General features: G+C 69.1%; 17 protein-coding genes. 10 read left to right on the top strand and 7 right to left on the bottom strand.

Annotated features, from left to right (window positions below):
* Window positions 1-68: 68 nt before the first annotated feature.
* The 3 genes from ACWCO2_RS22455 to ACWCO2_RS22445 all read right to left on the bottom strand — a co-directional run bounded on the left by ACWCO2_RS22455 (window position 69) and on the right by ACWCO2_RS22445 (window position 2,865).
* Window positions 69-1,460 carry an 8-oxoguanine deaminase gene (locus ACWCO2_RS22455; protein WP_450129754.1) on the bottom strand — a complete coding sequence of 464 codons (1,392 nt, stop codon included), beginning with the start codon at window positions 1,458-1,460 and terminating at the stop codon, window positions 69-71.
* A gap of 74 nt (window positions 1,461-1,534) precedes the next feature.
* Entirely contained in the window at window positions 1,535-2,005 is a 471-nt protein-coding gene (locus ACWCO2_RS22450; RefSeq protein WP_450129709.1) for a (2Fe-2S)-binding protein, read from the bottom strand.
* A complete protein-coding gene (locus ACWCO2_RS22445) occupies window positions 1,996-2,865 on the bottom strand; it encodes an FAD binding domain-containing protein (RefSeq protein ID WP_450129708.1) in 870 nt (289 codons plus the stop codon). Before ACWCO2_RS22445 ends, ACWCO2_RS22450 begins: the two co-directional genes overlap by 10 nt.
* 187 nt (window positions 2,866-3,052) lie before the next feature.
* On the opposite strand from ACWCO2_RS22445, the gene ACWCO2_RS22440 reads away from it, so the two are divergent.
* From ACWCO2_RS22440 to ACWCO2_RS22425, 4 genes are all read left to right on the top strand, one after another.
* Window positions 3,053-4,561: a PucR family transcriptional regulator gene (locus ACWCO2_RS22440; protein WP_450129707.1), complete on the top strand. Its 1,509-nt coding sequence runs from the start codon at window positions 3,053-3,055 to the stop codon at window positions 4,559-4,561.
* Window positions 4,562-4,996: 435 nt separating this feature from the next.
* Window positions 4,997-6,211, top strand: coding sequence for a type III PLP-dependent enzyme (locus tag ACWCO2_RS22435; protein WP_450129706.1), 1,215 nt, complete (start codon window positions 4,997-4,999; stop codon window positions 6,209-6,211).
* A 78-nt stretch (window positions 6,212-6,289) separates the two neighbouring features.
* Window positions 6,290-6,682: an adenosylmethionine decarboxylase gene (gene speD, locus ACWCO2_RS22430; RefSeq protein WP_450129705.1), complete on the top strand. Its 393-nt coding sequence runs from the start codon at window positions 6,290-6,292 to the stop codon at window positions 6,680-6,682.
* A gap of 97 nt (window positions 6,683-6,779) precedes the next feature.
* Window positions 6,780-7,652, top strand: coding sequence for a spermine/spermidine synthase domain-containing protein (locus ACWCO2_RS22425; RefSeq protein ID WP_450129704.1), 873 nt, complete (start codon window positions 6,780-6,782; stop codon window positions 7,650-7,652).
* A 117-nt stretch (window positions 7,653-7,769) separates the two neighbouring features.
* Here the strand turns inward: ACWCO2_RS22425 and map are convergent, their stop codons facing one another.
* Entirely contained in the window at window positions 7,770-8,591 is an 822-nt protein-coding gene (map, locus tag ACWCO2_RS22420) for a type I methionyl aminopeptidase (protein ID WP_450129703.1), read from the bottom strand.
* 109 nt (window positions 8,592-8,700) lie between these two features.
* Complete coding sequence (locus ACWCO2_RS22415) at window positions 8,701-9,759, bottom strand: hypothetical protein (RefSeq protein ID WP_450129702.1); 1,059 nt, start codon at window positions 9,757-9,759, stop codon at window positions 8,701-8,703.
* Between the two features lie 116 nt (window positions 9,760-9,875).
* Between ACWCO2_RS22415 and rbsK the strand changes: the two genes are divergently transcribed.
* On the top strand, window positions 9,876-10,775 hold the full coding sequence (gene rbsK, locus ACWCO2_RS22410; RefSeq protein ID WP_450129701.1) for a ribokinase: 900 nt from the start codon (window positions 9,876-9,878) through the stop codon (window positions 10,773-10,775).
* Window positions 10,776-10,885: 110 nt separating this feature from the next.
* On the opposite strand, the gene ACWCO2_RS22405 is transcribed toward rbsK, so the two are convergent.
* Window positions 10,886-11,230, bottom strand: coding sequence for a histone-like nucleoid-structuring protein Lsr2 (locus tag ACWCO2_RS22405; protein ID WP_450129700.1), 345 nt, complete (start codon window positions 11,228-11,230; stop codon window positions 10,886-10,888).
* A 362-nt stretch (window positions 11,231-11,592) separates the two neighbouring features.
* On the opposite strand from ACWCO2_RS22405, the gene ACWCO2_RS22400 reads away from it, so the two are divergent.
* The 5 genes from ACWCO2_RS22400 to ACWCO2_RS22380 all read left to right on the top strand — a co-directional run bounded on the left by ACWCO2_RS22400 (window position 11,593) and on the right by ACWCO2_RS22380 (window position 17,190).
* The gene (locus ACWCO2_RS22400) at window positions 11,593-12,030 is read left to right on the top strand and encodes a histone-like nucleoid-structuring protein Lsr2 (RefSeq protein WP_450129699.1); all 438 of its coding nucleotides are present in this window, start codon (window positions 11,593-11,595) and stop codon (window positions 12,028-12,030) included.
* 136 nt (window positions 12,031-12,166) lie between these two features.
* The gene (locus tag ACWCO2_RS22395) at window positions 12,167-13,780 is read left to right on the top strand and encodes an ABC transporter substrate-binding protein (RefSeq protein ID WP_450129698.1); all 1,614 of its coding nucleotides are present in this window, start codon (window positions 12,167-12,169) and stop codon (window positions 13,778-13,780) included.
* A 1-nt stretch (window position 13,781) separates the two neighbouring features.
* Entirely contained in the window at window positions 13,782-14,741 is a 960-nt protein-coding gene (locus tag ACWCO2_RS22390; protein WP_450129697.1) for an ABC transporter permease, read from the top strand.
* Entirely contained in the window at window positions 14,738-15,607 is an 870-nt protein-coding gene (locus tag ACWCO2_RS22385) for an ABC transporter permease (RefSeq protein ID WP_450129696.1), read from the top strand. Before ACWCO2_RS22390 ends, ACWCO2_RS22385 begins: the two co-directional genes overlap by 4 nt.
* Window positions 15,604-17,190 (top strand): ABC transporter ATP-binding protein, encoded by a 1,587-nt coding sequence (locus ACWCO2_RS22380; RefSeq protein WP_450129695.1) that lies wholly within the window; start codon window positions 15,604-15,606, stop codon window positions 17,188-17,190. Before ACWCO2_RS22385 ends, ACWCO2_RS22380 begins: the two co-directional genes overlap by 4 nt.
* 8 nt (window positions 17,191-17,198) lie before the next feature.
* Here ACWCO2_RS22380 and ACWCO2_RS22375 read toward each other — a convergent pair whose 3' ends face one another.
* Window positions 17,199-17,399, bottom strand: a complete 201-nt coding sequence (locus ACWCO2_RS22375) for a hypothetical protein (RefSeq protein ID WP_450129694.1) — start codon at window positions 17,397-17,399, stop codon at window positions 17,199-17,201.
* Window positions 17,400-17,689: the final 290 nt, after the last annotated feature.

Raw genomic sequence — 17,689 nt, 5'->3', positions numbered from 1 at the left:
GGAACCGGGGACGACAGCCGAGCCCGGGTACCGGTGCGGCCGACGGCCGAGAGCCGCGCTCTGGCTGTTCATGACGCCTCCCGGGTGCGGAGTCGGGTGCTGGCCCGGTCGAGCTCTGCGGTGAGATCGGGGACCGACATCAGCCGGCCGTCGTCGACTACGACAGAGCCGCCGCGCAGCAGCCGTTCCAGCTTCGGCAACTGCCCGAGCACCAGCGCGGCCACCGGATCGGTGATGCCCGCGTGGTCGAGGTCGCGCAGCTGCCAGATCGCGATGTCGGCGAGCTTGCCGGGCTCCAACGAGCCGAGCTCGCCGTCGCGGCCGAGGCAGCGCGCGCCGCCACGGGTGGCCAGCCACAGCGCATCGCGCACCGACAGCGCCTGCGGCCCGTAGCGGGCGCGCGCCGTCAGCAGCGCCTGCCGCATCTCCTCGCCGAGCCCGCCGGCCTCGTTGGACGCGACCCCGTCGACCCCCAGTCCGACGGGGGCACCGGCGTCCAGCAGCGGCCGCACCGGTGCGATCCCGGCGCCGAGCCGACCGTTGGAGCTGGGGCAGTGCGCCGCCCCGGTGCCGGTTTGGCCGAGCCGCGCGATGCCCTTCTCGGACAGGTGGATCGTGTGCGCCAGCCACACGTCCGGGCCGAGCCAGCCCAGGTCGTCGGCGTACTCGACCGGCGTCCGGCCGAACTCGGCCTGGCACTGCTCCTCCTCGTCGAGCGTTTCGGCGAGGTGGGTGTGCAGTCGAACTCCGTTGTGGCGGGCCAATTCCGCGGCCTCGCGCATCAGCTGGGTGCTGACCGAGAACGGTGAGCACGGCCCGACCGCGACCTGCACCCGAGCACCGGGCGACGGGTCGTGGAACCGGTCGATGGCATCCTGCGTACCGGCCAGCGCCTCGTCGAGGGATTCGACCACGGAGTCCGGCGGAAGTCCGCCGTGAGCGCGGCCGCGGTCCATCGATCCGCGCACGGCGTGCAGCCGGACCCCGACCCGCTCCGCGGCGCTGACCACGGCGCCGAACACGTCCCCGCCGTCGCGCGGGAAGACGTAGTGATGGTCGGCCGCGGTGGTGCAGCCGGACAGCGCCATCCGGGCCAGGCCCGCCGACGCCGCGGCGTGGGTGATCTCCTCGTCGATTCCGGCCCACACCGGGTACAGCTCGGTCAGCCAGCCGAACAGCGTCGCGTCGGCCGCGTAACCGCGGGTGGCCCACTGGTAGAGGTGGTGGTGGGTGTTGATCAGTCCGGGCGTGACCAGGCAACCGGACGCGTCGACGCGCCGCACCGCGCCTTCTTGCGGCGGTGCGGAGCCGGGGCCGACCGCGAGGATGCGGTCGCCCTCCACGACGACGTGGCCCTCGATGAACTCGGCGCCCGAGTCGTCCACAGTGGCCACGGCGCCGCCCTCGATGACAGTTCTGCCTCTCCGCGATTCGCAGTGGTGGTTGCGTTCGGGATTGATCTTGCGTTTCGCGGTTTCTTGTGGCTGGTTTGCGTCACGTTCCCCTGAGGTGCGGTTGAGTGGGACTGGGGTGGTCATGCGCGCGCCCTTCGCTGGGCGGCGAGGCGGACCGCGTCCATGATCTTCTCGTAGCCGGTGCAGCGGCACAGGTTCCCGGCCAGCGACTCGCGGATCTCCGCGTCAGAAGGCCTCGGCTTGCGCTCGAGCAGGTCGTGGGTCTGCACCAGCAGGCCCGGCGTGCAGAAGCCGCACTGCACGGCGCCTGCCTCGACGAACGCCTCCTGGACCGGGTCCAGCTTCTCGCCGTCGGCCAAGCCCTCCACGGTCCGCACCTCGCGGCCTTCGGCCTGCCCCGCGGCCACCAGGCACGCGCAGGCCGGCACACCGTCGAGGTAGACCGTGCAGGAACCGCATTCGCCCTGATCGCAGGCGTTCTTCGAACCGGGCAGGCCGAGCCGCTCGCGCAGGACGTACAGCAGGCTCTCGCCCTCCCACACGTCGTCGGCCTCGTGCGGCTGCCCGTTGACGGTGAACTTCAGGCGCATTCCTGCCTCCCGGAACAGTGCTCTTGCCAAACCCAGGACAGGGTTCGACGGGCCATCACGGCCAGCGCGTGGCGGCGGTAGTCGGCGGTCCCGCGCACGTCGTCGATGGGGGAGGAGGCCTGCGCGACCAGCTCGCCGAAGCGGCGGGCCACCGAGTCCTCCAGCGGTCGCCGCCCGGCCCAGTCGAGCTCGGCGGACAGGAACTCCTCGGCGTCGGTTGCCCGCCGCGGCGTCGGGGCGGCCGAGCCGAGCCCGGTGCCGACCCGCTGCTGCTCCGGGTGCAGGGCGATGGCGAACGTGCACACCGCGATGACCATCGCGTTGCGGGTGCCGACCTTGGCGAACTGCTGCGGCCCGGTCGCCGGGGCGATGTGCACCGCGGAGATCAGCTCGTCGGCGGCCAGGGCGTTGCGCTTGACCCCGGTGTAGAACTCCGCGGCCGGGATCAGCCGGGTGCCGCGCACCGACTCGACCTCGATCTGCGCGTCGGAGGCCAGCAGCGGCGGGTGGCCGTCCCCGGCGGGGGAGGCGGAGCCGAGGTTGCCGCCGAGCGTGCCGCGGTTGCGGATCTGCGGCGAGCCGACCGTGCGGCTTGCGATGGCCAGACCTGGCACCCGCTCGCCGAGCTCGTCGATCAGGCGGGTGTAGGGCAGCCCGGCGCCGATGCGCAGCGTGCCGTCGGCTTCCGACCAGGTGGTCAGCTCGGGGATGCCGGTCAGGTCCAGCAGCACGTCCGGACGCCGGTGGTCGAAGTTGATCTCGACCATCACGTCGGTGCCGCCGGCGATGGGTGTGGCGTCGGGATGCGCGGCCTTGGCCTCGAGCGCCTCCCGCCACGTCGCGGGGCGGAGGAAATCCACGGTTAACTCCTAGTCACGGCCGGTGAAAAGGTGTGATTCAGTACACAGTCGGGGGGTGCGCGCTGGCTAGCGGGCGAAACCCCGAAAAAGCCTTCCGGGTGGCGAGCACGAGTTGTATGTTTCTCCAAATACGTGCTGCCGACCGCTGCCGTCGGGGTCAGCGGGGCCGTGTCGCAGGGGTGTGCGGGTGTTGCTGGGCGATCTCCTCTCCGATCCGGAACTCGGTCTGGTGCTGCTGCACGGCGCCGAACAGGTGGACCGGCAGGTTCGCGGCGTCTACACCACTGACCTGCTCGACCCGCGCCGTTACCTCAACGGCGGCGAGCTGGTGCTGAGCGGCCTGATGTGGCACAGCGGGCCAGCCGATTCCGACCGGTTCGTGTCCGCGCTGGTCGACGCCGAGGTGGCCGCGCTGGCCGCCGGGACGGCGCGCCTCGGACATGCCCCGCCGGACTTGGTCGAGGCCTGCAGGTGCCACGACCTGCCGATCTTCGAAGTACCCCTGACGGTCAGCTTCAACACGCTCGCCGACCGCGTCCAACGCCGCGCCGCCCCGCGCCGGGAGCTGGTCGCAGCGGTGGCCGCGGGCGCGGACCTGGACCAGGCGCTGCGGATGGCGGCGGACGAGCTGGGCACGGACTGCTGGGTACTGTCCGCGGCGGGCTGGGTCGTCGGTGGAACCGCGGAGCTGCCCGATGCCGCCCGCTGCGCGGCGCTGCGCGAGTTCGCGGCCGGCCGCCTGCCCAGCACCGCCCGATCCGACGACGACGCGCACGTGCTGTGGCCGGTGGAGTCCGACGCCGAACCACGAGCCGCTCGCTGGTTCGTGCTCGCCAGCGGTGCCTTCGACGACTGGGATGCGGAGCGGGTGGCCATCGCCACCGACCTCGGCACCGTGGTGGCGCTGCTGCGCGCGCGGGTCGATGAGGCCCGGAGCATCGCGGGGCGCTCGGTGGAGGCGACCTTGCGCCGACTGCTCGACGGGACGTCCAGCCCGGAGGAGGTCGCCGCCCGACTGGAGACGGCGGGACTGCCGACGGGAGAGCCGTTGCGAGCGGTCGCGCTCAACATCGGCGACCCGGCGGAATCCACGACGCTGTTGCGCGAGATCGCGGCTGCCACCGGCCTGGCCTCGGTGACCGCGTCGCTGGGCGACAGCGCAACCGCGCTGTTCGTCGGCGACGAAACGCATCTGGCTCAGCTGGACGCTCAGCTCAGCCAGATCGCCGGTGACGTCGAACCGTGTTTGGAAGGGCGGAACCTGGCAGTCGGCGTCAGCGACATCACGCGGGCCACCGCACTGCGCGGCGCCCTGGAGGAGGCCGGCTACGCACTGCGCCTCGCGCAGCGCAGGCGCGGCCGGGCGGAGGTGGTCGCGGCGGCGGAGCTGGCGTCGCACGAGGTGCTCCTCGCCTCAACTCCGGACGAGCTGCGCCGCTCCTACCGCGAACGCCTGCTGGCCGACCTGATCTCCTACGACGAAGCCCACCACTCGGAGCTGGTCCGAACCCTGCGAACGTTCCTGGACTGCTCGGGATCGTGGTCCCGCTGCGCCAAGCAACTCCACGTCCACGTGAACACGCTGCGCTACCGAATCCAGCGCGTGGAGGAGATCACCGGCCGAGACCTCTCGGAGTTCCCGTCCAGAGTGGACTTCTACCTGGCCCTCGAACTCGACCACCCCACCTCGGCCTGACCCCCGGCCTACCGCGCCAGGGACTCCTCGCTCCGTCCGGACCACAGTTTCAATTGAAACTGTAAATCCCACCCACGGCGGATCACAGTTTCAATTGAAACTGTGGTTTCCGGTGCACGGTGACTGCCGCCACGGGAATTCCTCGCGAACGCGACGTGTCCGTCGGGGGGCGCGTTGATTTCGCGGGTGACCGCGTTGGGAATGGATCACGTGACGTCGGTGTTCGGACACGGAACGCAACGTCGAAACCAGCAATTCGTGGGTGTGCTCACACCACGTTCGGCTTTCCGGGGTAACGGGTGGGCGTGGTTCGAGATCTCTCCGTGAGCGCGGTACCGTGCTTGGTCGCAGTTGAGCTCCACGGGCGCCCGTCCTCGGCGGGATTCAGCTCGGCGAAAACCCCAACCCCAGCATTCCGAGACGGAGGTACCGGGATTGACCGATCTGTCCGCCACCACCGGTGTGACGGACCGCCCCAGCGGCACCGCGCAGCAGACCGGCGCAACTCAGGACGCGATCCAGCAGTTCCTGGACCAGCAGAGACCTGAAACCCCTTGCCTGGTCGTGGATCTGACGCAGGTGCGCAACCGCTACCAGCAGTTGCGGGCCACCCTGCCCGACGCTCGCATCTGCTACGCGGTCAAGGCCAATCCCACTCCTGAAGTGGTCGGCGCGCTCGTCGGCCTCGGTTCCTCCTTCGACGTCGCGAGCCCCGGCGAGATCGACCTGTGCCTGGCCAAGGGCGCGGCGCCGGAGTCGATCTCCTACGGCAACACGATCAAGAAGCGTCGCGACATCGCCCGCGCCTACGAGCAGGGCGTCCGCCTGTTCGCCACGGACAGCGCCGCCGACCTGGCCAACATCGCCGAGGTCGCGCCGGGTTCGCGGGTGTTCTGCCGGGTGCTGGTGGACAACACCGGATCCCGGACCCCGTTCGGCCGCAAGTTCGGCTGCCTGACTGAAACGGCCGTGGAACTGCTGACGCGTGCGAGCGAACTCGGTCTGGACGCCTACGGCGTATCGTTCCACATTGGATCGCAGCAGCTCGAGCCCGATGCCTGGGAGCACGGGATCAGCGCAGCCAGCACGGTTTTCGCCGCCTGCGCCGAGCGCGGCGTGCGGCTGCGGATGGTGAACCTCGGTGGCGGACTGCCCGCGGCCTACACCGAGTCCGCGCCGCCGCTGGCCGACTACGTGCGCCGCATCGAGCAGTCGCTGGACCGGCACTTCGGCGCCGAGCGCCCGGAACTGCTCGTCGAACCCGGCCGGTTCATCGCCGCCGACGCGGGCGTGCTGCGCAGCGAGGTGGTGCTGGTCACCGACTCCTGCGACGGCGAATCCCGCTGGGTCTACCTGGACATCGGTCGCTACAACGGGCTGGCCGAGACCGAGGGCGAGGCCATCACCTACCGGCTGCGCACGTCCCGCGACGGCGACGAGGTGGGCCCGGTCGTGCTGGCCGGTCCGACCTGCGACGGCGACGACGTGCTCTACCAGCGGACCCGCTACGAGCTGCCGCGCACGCTGCGCGGCGGCGACTGGGTCGACCTGCTCAGCGCGGGTGCCTACACCGCGAGCTATTCCTCCGTGAGCTTCAACGGGTTCACCCCGCTGCCCACGTATTGCGTCGACGGCGATCAGCAGTCGTGATGCCCCGGCTTCGCCGGCGAGCGAGTCCGGGAAGCCGTGAAACACCAGAAATTCTGCGAAACGATGGGAGGTCGATAGATGTCCGTTGACACCGGGACGCCACCGGTCGGTTTGTTCACCGGCCAGCATGTCCTCGCCGAGCTGGAGGGCGTGGATCCGGAACTGCTGGATGACGAGCAGTTCCTGCGCGAGACCCTGCACAACGCGTTGAGCCAGTCGCACGCCACGGTGTGCCAGATGATCGCCAAGCGGTTCGAGCCGCAGGGCGTCACAGTGCTGGCGCTGCTGTCGGAGTCCCACGCTTCGCTGCACACGTACCCGGAGGACGGTTCGATCTTCATCGACGTCTTCACCTGCGGGCACACCGCGAAGCCGGAGCTGGCGGTGCAGCTGCTGGCCGAGGCGCTGCGACCGCAGGCGCAGAACGTGCAGACCATCCAACGCGGCCACGACTACGAAACCCCGAGCTGAGCCGGTCAGAACCCGCGGATCAGTAGCAAGCACCGCGCGAGAACCAGTCACCATCAGGCAAAACGAGCCTGGAACACCCTTTGAAGGAGGAGCACCGTTGATCGAGCTCGACGGGCACCGGTGGATCAAGGAGCCGATGGGCGCTGGCATGGAGCGCCTGTGGAAGGTCGACGAGGTGCTGTGGGAGGGCGACACCCCCTACCAGCACGTCATGATCGGCCGCACCAGCCAGGGCGTCTCGCTGTTCTGCGACGACGACCGGCAGAGCACCGAGTTCTCCCAGCTGGTCTACCACGAAGCGATGATGGTGCCGGCGTTCCTGCTGGCCGCGCAGGTCGAGCGGGTGCTGATCATCGGCTCCAGCGAGGGCGTGGCCAGCCAGATGGCGGTGGCTGCCGGGGCGACCCGCGTGGACCACGTGGACATCGACGAGCTGTGCGTGCGCAAGTGCGCCGAGCACCTGCCCTATGGCTACACCCCCGAGGACGTGGCCAGCGCCGAACAGGGTGACGGGCCGGTCAAGCTGCACTTCGCCGACGGCTGGGACTTCCTCGACCAGGCGCCGCCGGAGGGCTACGACATCGTGGTCGTCGACCTGCCGGACGAGCGGGCCGACGACGAGGACGGGCAGCACAACCGGCTCTACGGCATGGAGTTCATCCAGCGCTGCCAGTCGGTGCTGTCGGCCGGTGGCGTAGTCGCGTTCCAGGCGGGCTGCCCGACGGTGTGGCGCAACGAGACGCTGATCCGCGCCTACAACAGGTTCAACTCGGCGTTCGAGACCGTGGCCTACTTCGGCTCCGACGAGCACGAGTGGGCGTTCATCTTCGGTCGTGTGGAGCCGATCGACGACCCGACGAACGTGCTGCTCGAGTCGTTCCCGAAGTCGTCGTACCGCCCGCAGACGATCGACGAGGCGACCATCATCGGCGCCACCGTCGCGCCGCACTCGGTCCGCAACCAGGACTGACAACAGCGAAAAGGGCGCCCCGACCGGCGAGTGAACTGCTCCCCGGAAGTTGGACTGAGAAATTCAGCTTCGACTTTCGGGGCCCACTTCAGCGAGTCGGGGTGCCCTTTTCGCGTCTCAGGAATCCTCCGTGGACTTCCCGCTGGTGGAAGTCCGTTCCGTCGCAACGGGTTCTTCGCGCCGGGTGAGCACCAGTGCTTCGTCCTCGGTGATGGCCACGGTGTGCTCGGAGTGGGCCGTACGCGAGCCGTCGGCGGAGCGGATCGTCCAGCCGTCGGGGTCGAAGACGATCTGGTCGGTGGTGCGGGCGAACCACGGTTCGAGCGCGAGCGTCATGCCCGGCCGCAGTTCGAGGCCACGTCCGGGCTTGCCCCGGTTCGCCACGTGCGGGTCCTCGTGCATGGTGCGCCCGATGCCGTGCCCGCCGAACTCGGTGTTGACGGGGTAGCCGTAGCTGCGGGCCACCTCCCAGATGGCCGCCGAGATGTCGCCCAGCTTGTTCCCGGCACGAGCCACCGAGATCGCCGCTTCCAGCGCCTCCTCGGTAGCCCGGATGATCCGCTGGTCCTCATGAGCGGGGGTCCCGACGATGACGGTGCGCGCCGAGTCGGCCACCCAGCCGTCGACGCTGACCGCGATGTCCGCAGTGAGCACGTCGCCGTCCTGCAGCACGTAGTCGTGCGGCAGGCCGTGCAGGACCGCGTCGTTGACCGACAGGCAGATGACGTTGCGGAACGGCCCCTTGCCGAAGGACGGTGAGTAGTCCCAGTAGCAGGACTCGGCGCCGCGCTGCTGGATCATGCCGCGCGCGTGGTGCTCGAGGTCCATCAGGTTGACGCCCACGTCGGCGAGCCGGCCGACCTCGGTGAGCACTTCGGCCACGAAACGGCCGGTGACGTGCATGCGCTGGACCTCGGTGGGTGTCTTCAGCTCGATCACGGATACCTCGCGTGCGATGAGTGCCGGTATAAGAATACCGACACTAGCATCGGGCGGTATAAAAATACCACTCGCTGTCGCGGGGTGTTGCTGACCAGCCAAAACGTGCTTACAGCGAGTCGAGGTAAGGATGCTGGGGCGGGTTCCCGTCGCGCGGCGAGAACCACTGGTCGAACGCCAGCCCGCGGGAGTGCAGCTCCGCTTCCAGCTTCGCGACCTGCGCCGCGGTCTCCGGTTCCACCTCGCCGGCCAGCGGCAGGTCGACCTCGTACAGCTCGTCGTGGTCGAGGCCGCCGAACGCCCGCTCGGTGAACACCGCGAACACCGACTCGCTGTCGTCCCAGGTCATCAGCTCAGCGGCCTCCAGCGCCACCCGAGCCTCGTTGACGAACAACCGCAACGCCAACTCCTCCGCCACCGAGCGCGGCGGCGTCCACGACGTCTCGGTCAGCCGCTCCGCGACCGGGGTCGAGGCCAGCACGAACGCGCGGGCGAAGAACGCGTCGTAGCGGTGGTCGTAGCAGGGCGGCAGCTCCTCCAGGACCAGCAGACCGATCGCGTCGGCGACCGTCGCGTTGTTCACCGCCAGCGCCAGCTCGTCGTAGAAGACCTCGTCGGTGACCACCCGGACCGCGTGGATCAACGCCCCGGCCGCTAGTGCCACGGTCTCGCCCTCGGCGCCGAACGCGTCCGGACCGAAGGCCCGCAGCCGCGGCGCGAGCCCGAGGAACCGGCTCCGCCACTGCTCGACGTCCATGGCAGGCTCCGCCGAGGTCTCCAACGCCTCCTCGACGGCGGCTTCCAGCTTGTTGACCACGTCGGACTCGTCGCTGGCCGCCAGCAGGTTGAACTCGTCCTCGGTGATGCGCACCTCCGAGTGCGCGACCGACCAGCCCGCCAGCACGTCGCTCTCGCTGATCAGCTCGTCGAGCACCGACGCGGCGGCGTCCTCGGCGGCCAGCAGAGACGGCGCGTCGAGCGCCAGCACCACGCTGGCACCGGCCGGATGCACGGTGATGCGGTAGTCCAGGACGTCGATGTCGGACCCGCCCGGCCCCGAGACCCCCTCGACCAGCGCGAGGTGGCGGTCCAGCACGGCCGCGATTCCCTCCTGCTGCAGCGGGTCGAGCTCCACCACACCGTTCGGCGGTCCGAGCTCCGCTGTCACCGCATAGTCCACCGCGTCTCGCCCTCTCCCTCGCCGGTTCGTCGGCATGGTACGTCGTCGGGGCGTCCCGGACCCGTCAGCCGGTCCGGGGTCCCTCATCAGCCATGATGGACCACGTGACGACGACTGTGGCCGTATTCGGCAGCTGCAACATGGACCTGGTGGCGTACGTGGGCACCGCGCCGAAGCGCGGCGAGACGGTGCTCGGCCGGGAGTTCCACACCGTGCCGGGCGGCAAGGGCGCCAACCAGGCGCTGGCCGCGGCGAAGGCGGGCGCGGCGGTGCACATGATCGGCGCGGTCGGCGAGGACGAGTTCGGCACCGAGATCCGCGACGTCCTGCGCAAGTCCGATGTGGACGTCGCAGGCCTGCGGACGATCCCGGGACGGAGTGGCACCGCGCACATCGTGGTGGACGACCAGGCCGGCAACTCGATCATCGTGATCCCGGCCGCCAACGGCACCGTCGACGGCCTCGTGGAGGGCGACGAGGAAATCATCGCCGGATCGCAGATCTTGTTGCTGCAATTGGAGATTCCGTTCTCCGGCGTGGCCGCGGCCGCTGCCGCGGGGCGTCGCAACGGGGTGCGCGTGGTGCTCACTCCGGCGCCCGCTGCGGAGCTGTCCGACGACATCCTGGCGAACGTGGACCTGCTGGTGCCCAACGAGCACGAGGCGGCGATCCTGGCGGGCGACGACGATCCGGAACGGGCGCTGGCGAAGCTGCTCGAACTGGTCCCGGAAGTGGTGATCACCCTGGGTTCGCGCGGTTCGCTCTACGGCAACCGCGACGGCGAGCGGGTGGAGGTGCCGAGCTTCCGGGTGGACGCGGTGGACACCACCGCGGCCGGCGACACCTACGTCGGGGTGCTGAGCGCGGCGCTGGGCGAGGGGGCCGACATGCCCGAGGCGATGCGGCTGGCTTCGGCGGGTTCTGCGGTGTCGGTGCAGCGCAACGGTGCCAGCAGCTCGATGCCGACCCGCGGGGAAATCACCGACTTCCTGGCCGGTCGATAAGGCACGCGCCTTCAAATGGTGGAGGTCCAACGCTCATCGCGAGGAGTTGTTGGACGATTCACGGACGGCCGGTTTTGCCCCGACCTCTTACCGGCCGTCCGTGCATGTGCTCACTGAGCGTTGTCGAAGGCCTCGACGATCTCGGCGGGAATGCGGCCCCGGTCGGAAACCTGCATGCCCTGATTCCGGGCCCATTCACGAATGGCTTGGTTGCGTTCCCGGTCCGCGGTGCTGGGAGTGCTGGACGCCTTGCCCGGCTTGGTCGCGGTCCGCTTGCGGCCGCCGGTCTTGCGGGCGTTGGCCACGAAAGACTCCATGGAGTCGCGCAGTTTCGCGGCATTGTCCGCGGACAGGTCAATTTCGTAGCTCACCCCGTCCAAGGTGAACTCGATGGTGGTCTCGGCTTGCGTGCCGTCGACATCGTCGACGAGCTGAACGGTGACTTTCTGCGCCACGGTAACCCTCGATTCCGGCTCGATTCCCCTCCTTCTCCGCACCGCCGGTGCGGAGAAGAGCGAGCGAACAATAAACTATCGCGCGAAGAATGTTCCACCCGCCATCGGAGTTTTCTCGGATGTGCGCTGCATTACTTTCCCGGATTGGCCCCGCATCGGTTACGGTGTGTTCGGCGTTCGTAGCGCAACCCACACGATCGCAACACGACCCGCCTGGCGGTTATCGGCAGTTGGGTCCGCTGTTCTATGGTTGAGTACGAGACAACTGAGATGCCACGTGCTACAACGTGGGCGGGACTCCGAAGCGGTCCTGCCTGCAAGTCACGCGGATCGAGGCGGGCACGTTCCCGAGACAGGTGATCATGGCCGAGCGGATTCAGGTCGAACTCGTCGACGACATCGACGGGTCCCCAGCCAACCACACCGTTACCTTCGCGTTGGATGGTGTGACGTACGAAATCGACCTGAACGACGAACACGCGCAGGAGTTGCGCGCGATCATCACGCGGTACGTCGAGGCGGCCCGCAAACCGAAGCCGGCACCGACGCGCACCGCTCGTCAGCAGGAGCGCGAAGAGGAGCAGACCCGGCGCGCCAACAAGCAGCTGACCGAGCAGATCCGCGGCGCCGCCCAGCGCACCCGAGAGGCCCTCAGCAAGAAGGTCGTCGAGCAGCCGGAGCCCGAGGTCGTCGAATCCCAACCGCGCTTCGACCCGGCCCCGCTGGAGCAGGTGGAGGCGAAGGAACCGGCCCAGGCCTCCTCGGTCTCGCTGCCGCTGTTCTCCTCCGCAGTCGACTGATCGCCGCCGCGCGGCGGTTCCGGAACTGACCGCCGCGCCAATCCGCTCGGTGCCGGAATGATCACGGACTGTGGACACGGCGCTGACGGACGAATACGGTTTCCGCGTTTTGCCCCTCTTGCTGGCGGGAGGCGCGGTGACGACGCGGTTCGGACGTTGTGCCCCGGTGGTTCTGCTGGCCTTGGCGGTGAGCGCGACCGGATGCAGCCCGCTGGTCGATGTCGAGCAAACCGCCGGGCAGCTGCGATCTTCGGTGCAGGCCCCCACGGTGCGCGGCGGCGAAGCCGTGATCGCGCTGGACCAGGAGCCGGACAAGCTGGACCCGACACTGGCCACCACGTTGGCCGGCCGGCAGGTCTTCAGCAGCATGTGCGAGAAGCTCTACGACGTCGACCCGGCCGGTCGCGCCGTTCCGCAGCTCGCAGCTGAACTCCCGCGCAGTTCCCCGGACGGCCGCGAGCTGACCATCCCGCTGCGCCACGGCGTGCTGTTCAACGACGGCACCCAGTTCGACGCGGCCGCGGTGAAGAAGAGCCTGGACCGGCACCGCGAACTGCCGTCCTCGGGCCGCCGTTCCGAGCTCACCGCGATCGACTCCGTCGAGGTCGTCGACCCGGCCACCGTGCGGTTGAAGCTCAAGAGGCCCTCCGCCCCGCTGCCCACCGTCCTCGCCGACCGCGCGGGCATGATCATGTCCCCGGCGAAGCTGGACGAGCTCGGCGAGAACTTCTCCGACGACCCGGTCTGCGTCGGCCCGTTCCGCTTCGTCGAACGCGTCGCCCAGGACCGGATCGTGTTGCAGCGCAGCGAGTTCTACTACGACCGAGACGAGGTTCGGCTGGATCGGCTGATCTACAAATCGGTCTCGGACGACAACATCCGCATCGCCAACCTGCGCTCCGGCGAGTTCGACGTGGTCTGGGAGGTCGGCCCGCCGGACGTGCCGACCGTGTCCCGCGAGGACGACCTGGTGCTGCTCAACCAGCCGTCGATCCAGTACATGGGCATCACCGTGAACATCGGCAACGTCGACGGAAAACCCGGCCACGTCGACGGACCGCTGGCCAACGACCCGCGGGTGCGCGAAGCGCTGTCGCTGTCCATCGACCGCAACACGCTCAACCGCATCGCCTTCAACGGCCTCTACCAACCGGCGTGCGGCCCGATCCCGCCGACCAGCGAATTCGCCACTCCCGCAACGCAGGCCTGCCCACCGCACGACGTGGCCCGCGCCCGCCAGCTGCTCGCCGAAGCGGGTGTGAAGACCCCGCTGCGCGTCGAGCTGCTGCTGCAGAACGACTCCACCACCAGCCGCGTCGGCCAGGTCATCCAGGCCATGGCCGCCGAAGCCGGTTTCGACGTCGTGCTGCGACCGAGCGAAGCCACCAGTGCCATTTCCGCAGGGAAGAAAGGCCGCTTCCAGACGTTCCTGATCGGCTGGTCCGGCCGCCCCGACCCGGACGGCAACATCACCGTCATGCACCTGGCGGGAGCGGCGCAGAACTACAGCGGCTACTCGACGCCGGAGACCGACGCGCTGATCGAGCAGGCCGCCGCCGAGCGCGACACCGACCGCCGCCGCCAGCTCTACGAGCAGGTCGTCCAGCAGCTGCAGCAGCGCAACAACATCATCTACCTCTACCGCCAGCAGTACTACACCGCGCACACCGCGGACATGGCCGGTGTCGAGGTCTACCCCGACGGGATCATGCGGCTGAAGACCGCGGGTCGCGTCGAGTCCGGGAGTTGAGATGCTGCGCAGCTACGCGCTCAACCGCGTCCTGCAGTCCCTGGTGACGCTGGTGCTCGTTTCCCTCGTCGTGTTCGCGGGCCTGCGCGCGCTCCCGGGCGACCCGGCCATCGCGCTGGCCGGAGCCGAAGCCGACGACGCCGCGATCGAGCAAATCCGCCACTCCTACCTGCTCGACCAACCGATCTACGTGCAGTACGTGACCTGGATCGGCCGCGCGCTGCAGGGCGACTTCGGCGACTCGGCGCAAACCGGCCTGCCGATCGGCGAAACCATCCTCAGCCGACTGCCGGTCACCCTCGAACTAGCCCTGCTGAGCATGCTGTTCGCCGCGCTGATCGGCCTGACCACCGGCGTGCTCGCGGCGGTCCGCCGCGGGGGAGCGCTGGACTGGCTGGGCAACGGGGTGTCGCTGTTCGGCCTGTCCATCCCGAACTTCTGGCTCGGCCTGATGTGCGTGCTCGTGTTCGCCGTCGGCCTCGGCGTGCTGCCGGCCTCGGGATTCGTCCCGTTCACCGAGTCACCGCTGGGCAACCTGGAACGGCTGATCATGCCGGCCTTCGTGCTGGGCAGCGGCCTGGCCGCGGTGCTGATGCGGCAGATGCGATCGTCCATGTTGGACGCCCTCAACTCCGACTACGTGCGCACCGCACGAGCCAAAGGCGCGGGGGAGTGGCGCGTCGTCGCCATCCACGGTCTGCGGAACAGCCTGATCACCGTGCTGACCATCCTCGGCCTGCAACTGGGCACGCTGATCTCCGGTGCGGTGGTCACCGAGCAGATCTTCGTGCTGCCGGGCTTCGGCAAATTGATGGTCGATGCCGTGTTCACCCGCGACTACCCGGTCGTCCAGGCCGCGGTGCTGGTCAGCGCGGTCGGCTACATCGCGGTGAACCTGCTGGTCGACCTGCTCTATTCGGTGGTGGATCCGCGAATCCGAGTCCGTGGAGGTGCGGCATGACCCAGCCGGTCGCAGATCTGCCCCGCGTGAGCGGATCCCGCCGCGTGCTGCGGCGCCTGCTGCGGCACCGCACCGGCGTCGTCGGCCTCGTCCTGGCGGTGCTGTTCGTGCTGGTCGCGTTGGCCGCGCCGCTGATCGCACCGGCCGACCCGGCCGCGGTGAACTTCGACCACGTCCTGCAGCAACCGTCGCTGGCCGCGCCGCTGGGCAGCGACGAGCTCGGCCGCGACCAGCTCGCCCGCGTCTTCTACGGCATCCGCGCGTCGATCGTGGTCGGAGTGCTGTCGGTACTGCTCGCGGTCGTGGTGGCGGTGCCGCTGGGCCTGGTCGCCGGGTACTACCGCGGCATCGTCGACTCCGTCGTCTCCCGCATCACCGACACCCTGCTGGCCTTCCCGTTCCTGGTCCTGGCCGTCGGACTCGCCGCGGTGCTCGGCGCGTCGATGCTGAACGCGGCCATCGCGATCGGCCTGTCCCAGGTGCCGAACCTGATCAGGGTGGTGCGCGGCGAAACCCTGCGACTGGCCGGCGAGGACTACGTGACCGCCAGCGTCGCGGCCGGAGCGCGCGGCACCACGGCGATGTTCCGGCACATCCTGCCGAACTCGGTGAACGCACTGCTCGTGCAGATCACCGTGGCGATCCCGCAGGCCATCATCGGCGAAGCACTGCTGTCCTTCCTGGGCCTCGGCGTCCAACCGCCCACCCCGTCGCTGGGGGTGATGCTCTCGTCCGCGCAGACCTACTTCGCGCAAGCACCGTGGCTGGTGGTCTTCCCCGGCATCGCGGTCGTGCTCGCCACCCTCGGCTTCAACCTGCTCGGCGACGGCCTGCGGGACGCCCTGGACCCGAAGGGGAACCGATGAGCGACGTCCTTTCCTTCACCGACCTCCGCGTGCGCTTCCGCACCGAGGACGGCATGACCGACGCAGTGCGCGGCGTCAGCTTCGGCGTCGCACCCGGTGAGGTCCTGGCCGTGGTCGGTGAATCGGGTTCTGGCAAGAGCGTGACGGCGATGTCCGCGCTCGGCCTGCTCCCGCGCACCGCCGAGATCACCGGCCGCATCGAGCTCGACGGCGCCGAGCTGAGCGAACACGACCTGCGCCGCGCCCGCGGCAAGGACATCGCGATGATCTTCCAGGAGCCGATGACCTCGCTGAACCCGGTGTTCACCATCGGCTGGCAGCTCGTCGAAGCCATCCGCCTGCACAGCGATTCGGATGTGAACGCCCGCGAGCGCGCGGTCGAACTGCTCGACCTGGTCGGCATTCCGGAACCGGCACAGCGCCTCAAGCACTACCCGCACCAGCTGTCCGGAGGTCAGCGGCAGCGCGTGATGATCGCGATGGCGCTGGCCTGTGAACCGAAGGTGCTGATCGCCGACGAACCGACCACCGCCCTGGACGTGACGGTGCAGGCCGAGATCCTGGCCCTGCTCCGCGATCTGCGCGAACGACTGGGCACGACGATCCTGCTGATCACCCACGACATGGGCGTCGTCGCCGACCTCGCGGATCGGGTGGTCGTGATGTACCGAGGTGAGGTGGTCGAGCAGGCCGCCGTCGACGACCTCTTCCGAGCTCCCCAGCACGAGTACACCGAAGCACTGCTCGCCGCGGTGCCCAAGCTCGAAGTGGGGGAGTCGGAGGAGACGGAACCCGCCGAGCCGGTGCTCGCCGTCGAAGACCTGGTGGTCAGCTACGGCAACCAGCGAGCAGTGGACGGCGTCTCCCTGCACATCGACCGCGGCGAGGTCCTGGCCCTGGTCGGCGAGTCCGGCTCCGGGAAGTCCACCGTGGGAAAGTGCGCGGCTCGCCTGCTGACCCCGACCGAAGGCCGCGTCGTGCTCAACGGCCAGGACATCAGCAACCTGTCCGCCCGCCGCCTGCGCCCGCTCCGCCGAAACATCGGCATCGTCTTCCAAGACCCGGGCTCATCCCTGGACCCCCGGATGCCCATCGCCGCCAGCATCGCCGAGCCCCTCCGCCTGCACCGCATCGCGAGAGGCCGAGAACTCGACAAGCGCGTCGACGAACTCCTGGACGCTGTCGAACTAGGCGCTTCCAAGCGCCAGCGCTATCCGCACGAACTATCCGGAGGTCAGCGGCAGCGGGTGAGCATCGCCCGAGCGCTGGCCCTCGAACCGGAACTCCTGATCGCCGACGAACCGACCAGCGCCCTCGACGTATCAGTGCAGGACGCGGTGCTGGAGCTGTTCCAGTCCCTGCAAGCCAGCCTGAACTTCAGCTGCCTGTTCATCAGCCACGACCTGGCAGTGGTCAACCTGCTCGCGCGCCGCGTGGCAGTGATGCACCAGGGCAAGGTCGTGGAACAAGGAGACCGGGCACGAGTACTAGGAGACCCGCAGCACGAGTACACCCGCCGACTCCTGGCGGCGGCCCCGGTCCCGGACCCGGCCCGACAGCGCGAACGCCGCCTGGTCAGCTGAGGCCGAGCTCAGTCCTCGGCCCGGTGACGACGGGAGCGAACGCGCTGAGCGGGACCCGTGCGCGCAGCCTTCTTCGCCTCGGCCTTGGGGCGCTCGACCCGCTCGGCCAGCGCAGCCGCGAACTCCGGAGGGGAACTCGGACCCCAGTTGCGGTCCTCCGGGTCAATCAGAGTCTTCTGCAGCTCGGTGTAGATCGGCGTCGAGTCCACTTCGTACCCCCATTCAGACGATCGCCTGGCAGGCTACCTGCGCGCACGAGGTGAATCGCGGCAAAGAAGCAGGACCACACGAACGTGGACATCAACCGCTCTCCGGCCCATCCGCCGGAAGCGCCCCGAAAACCACCTCTGACCAGCGATGATGACCTTTAAAGGGGGGTGGTGTTCAGGGGGGTTTCAGGGGTCTGTAATGTTATCCAGGTCAGCGCGACACGGGCCGGGAAAACCGGAACGAGCCTGACGCGGGGTCACGACCAAGTCTCCACAAACGAGTGGTAGGC

Source organism: Saccharopolyspora sp. NPDC002376 (genome assembly GCF_053593195.1).
This window is presented reverse-complemented; position numbering and strand designations above follow the sequence as displayed.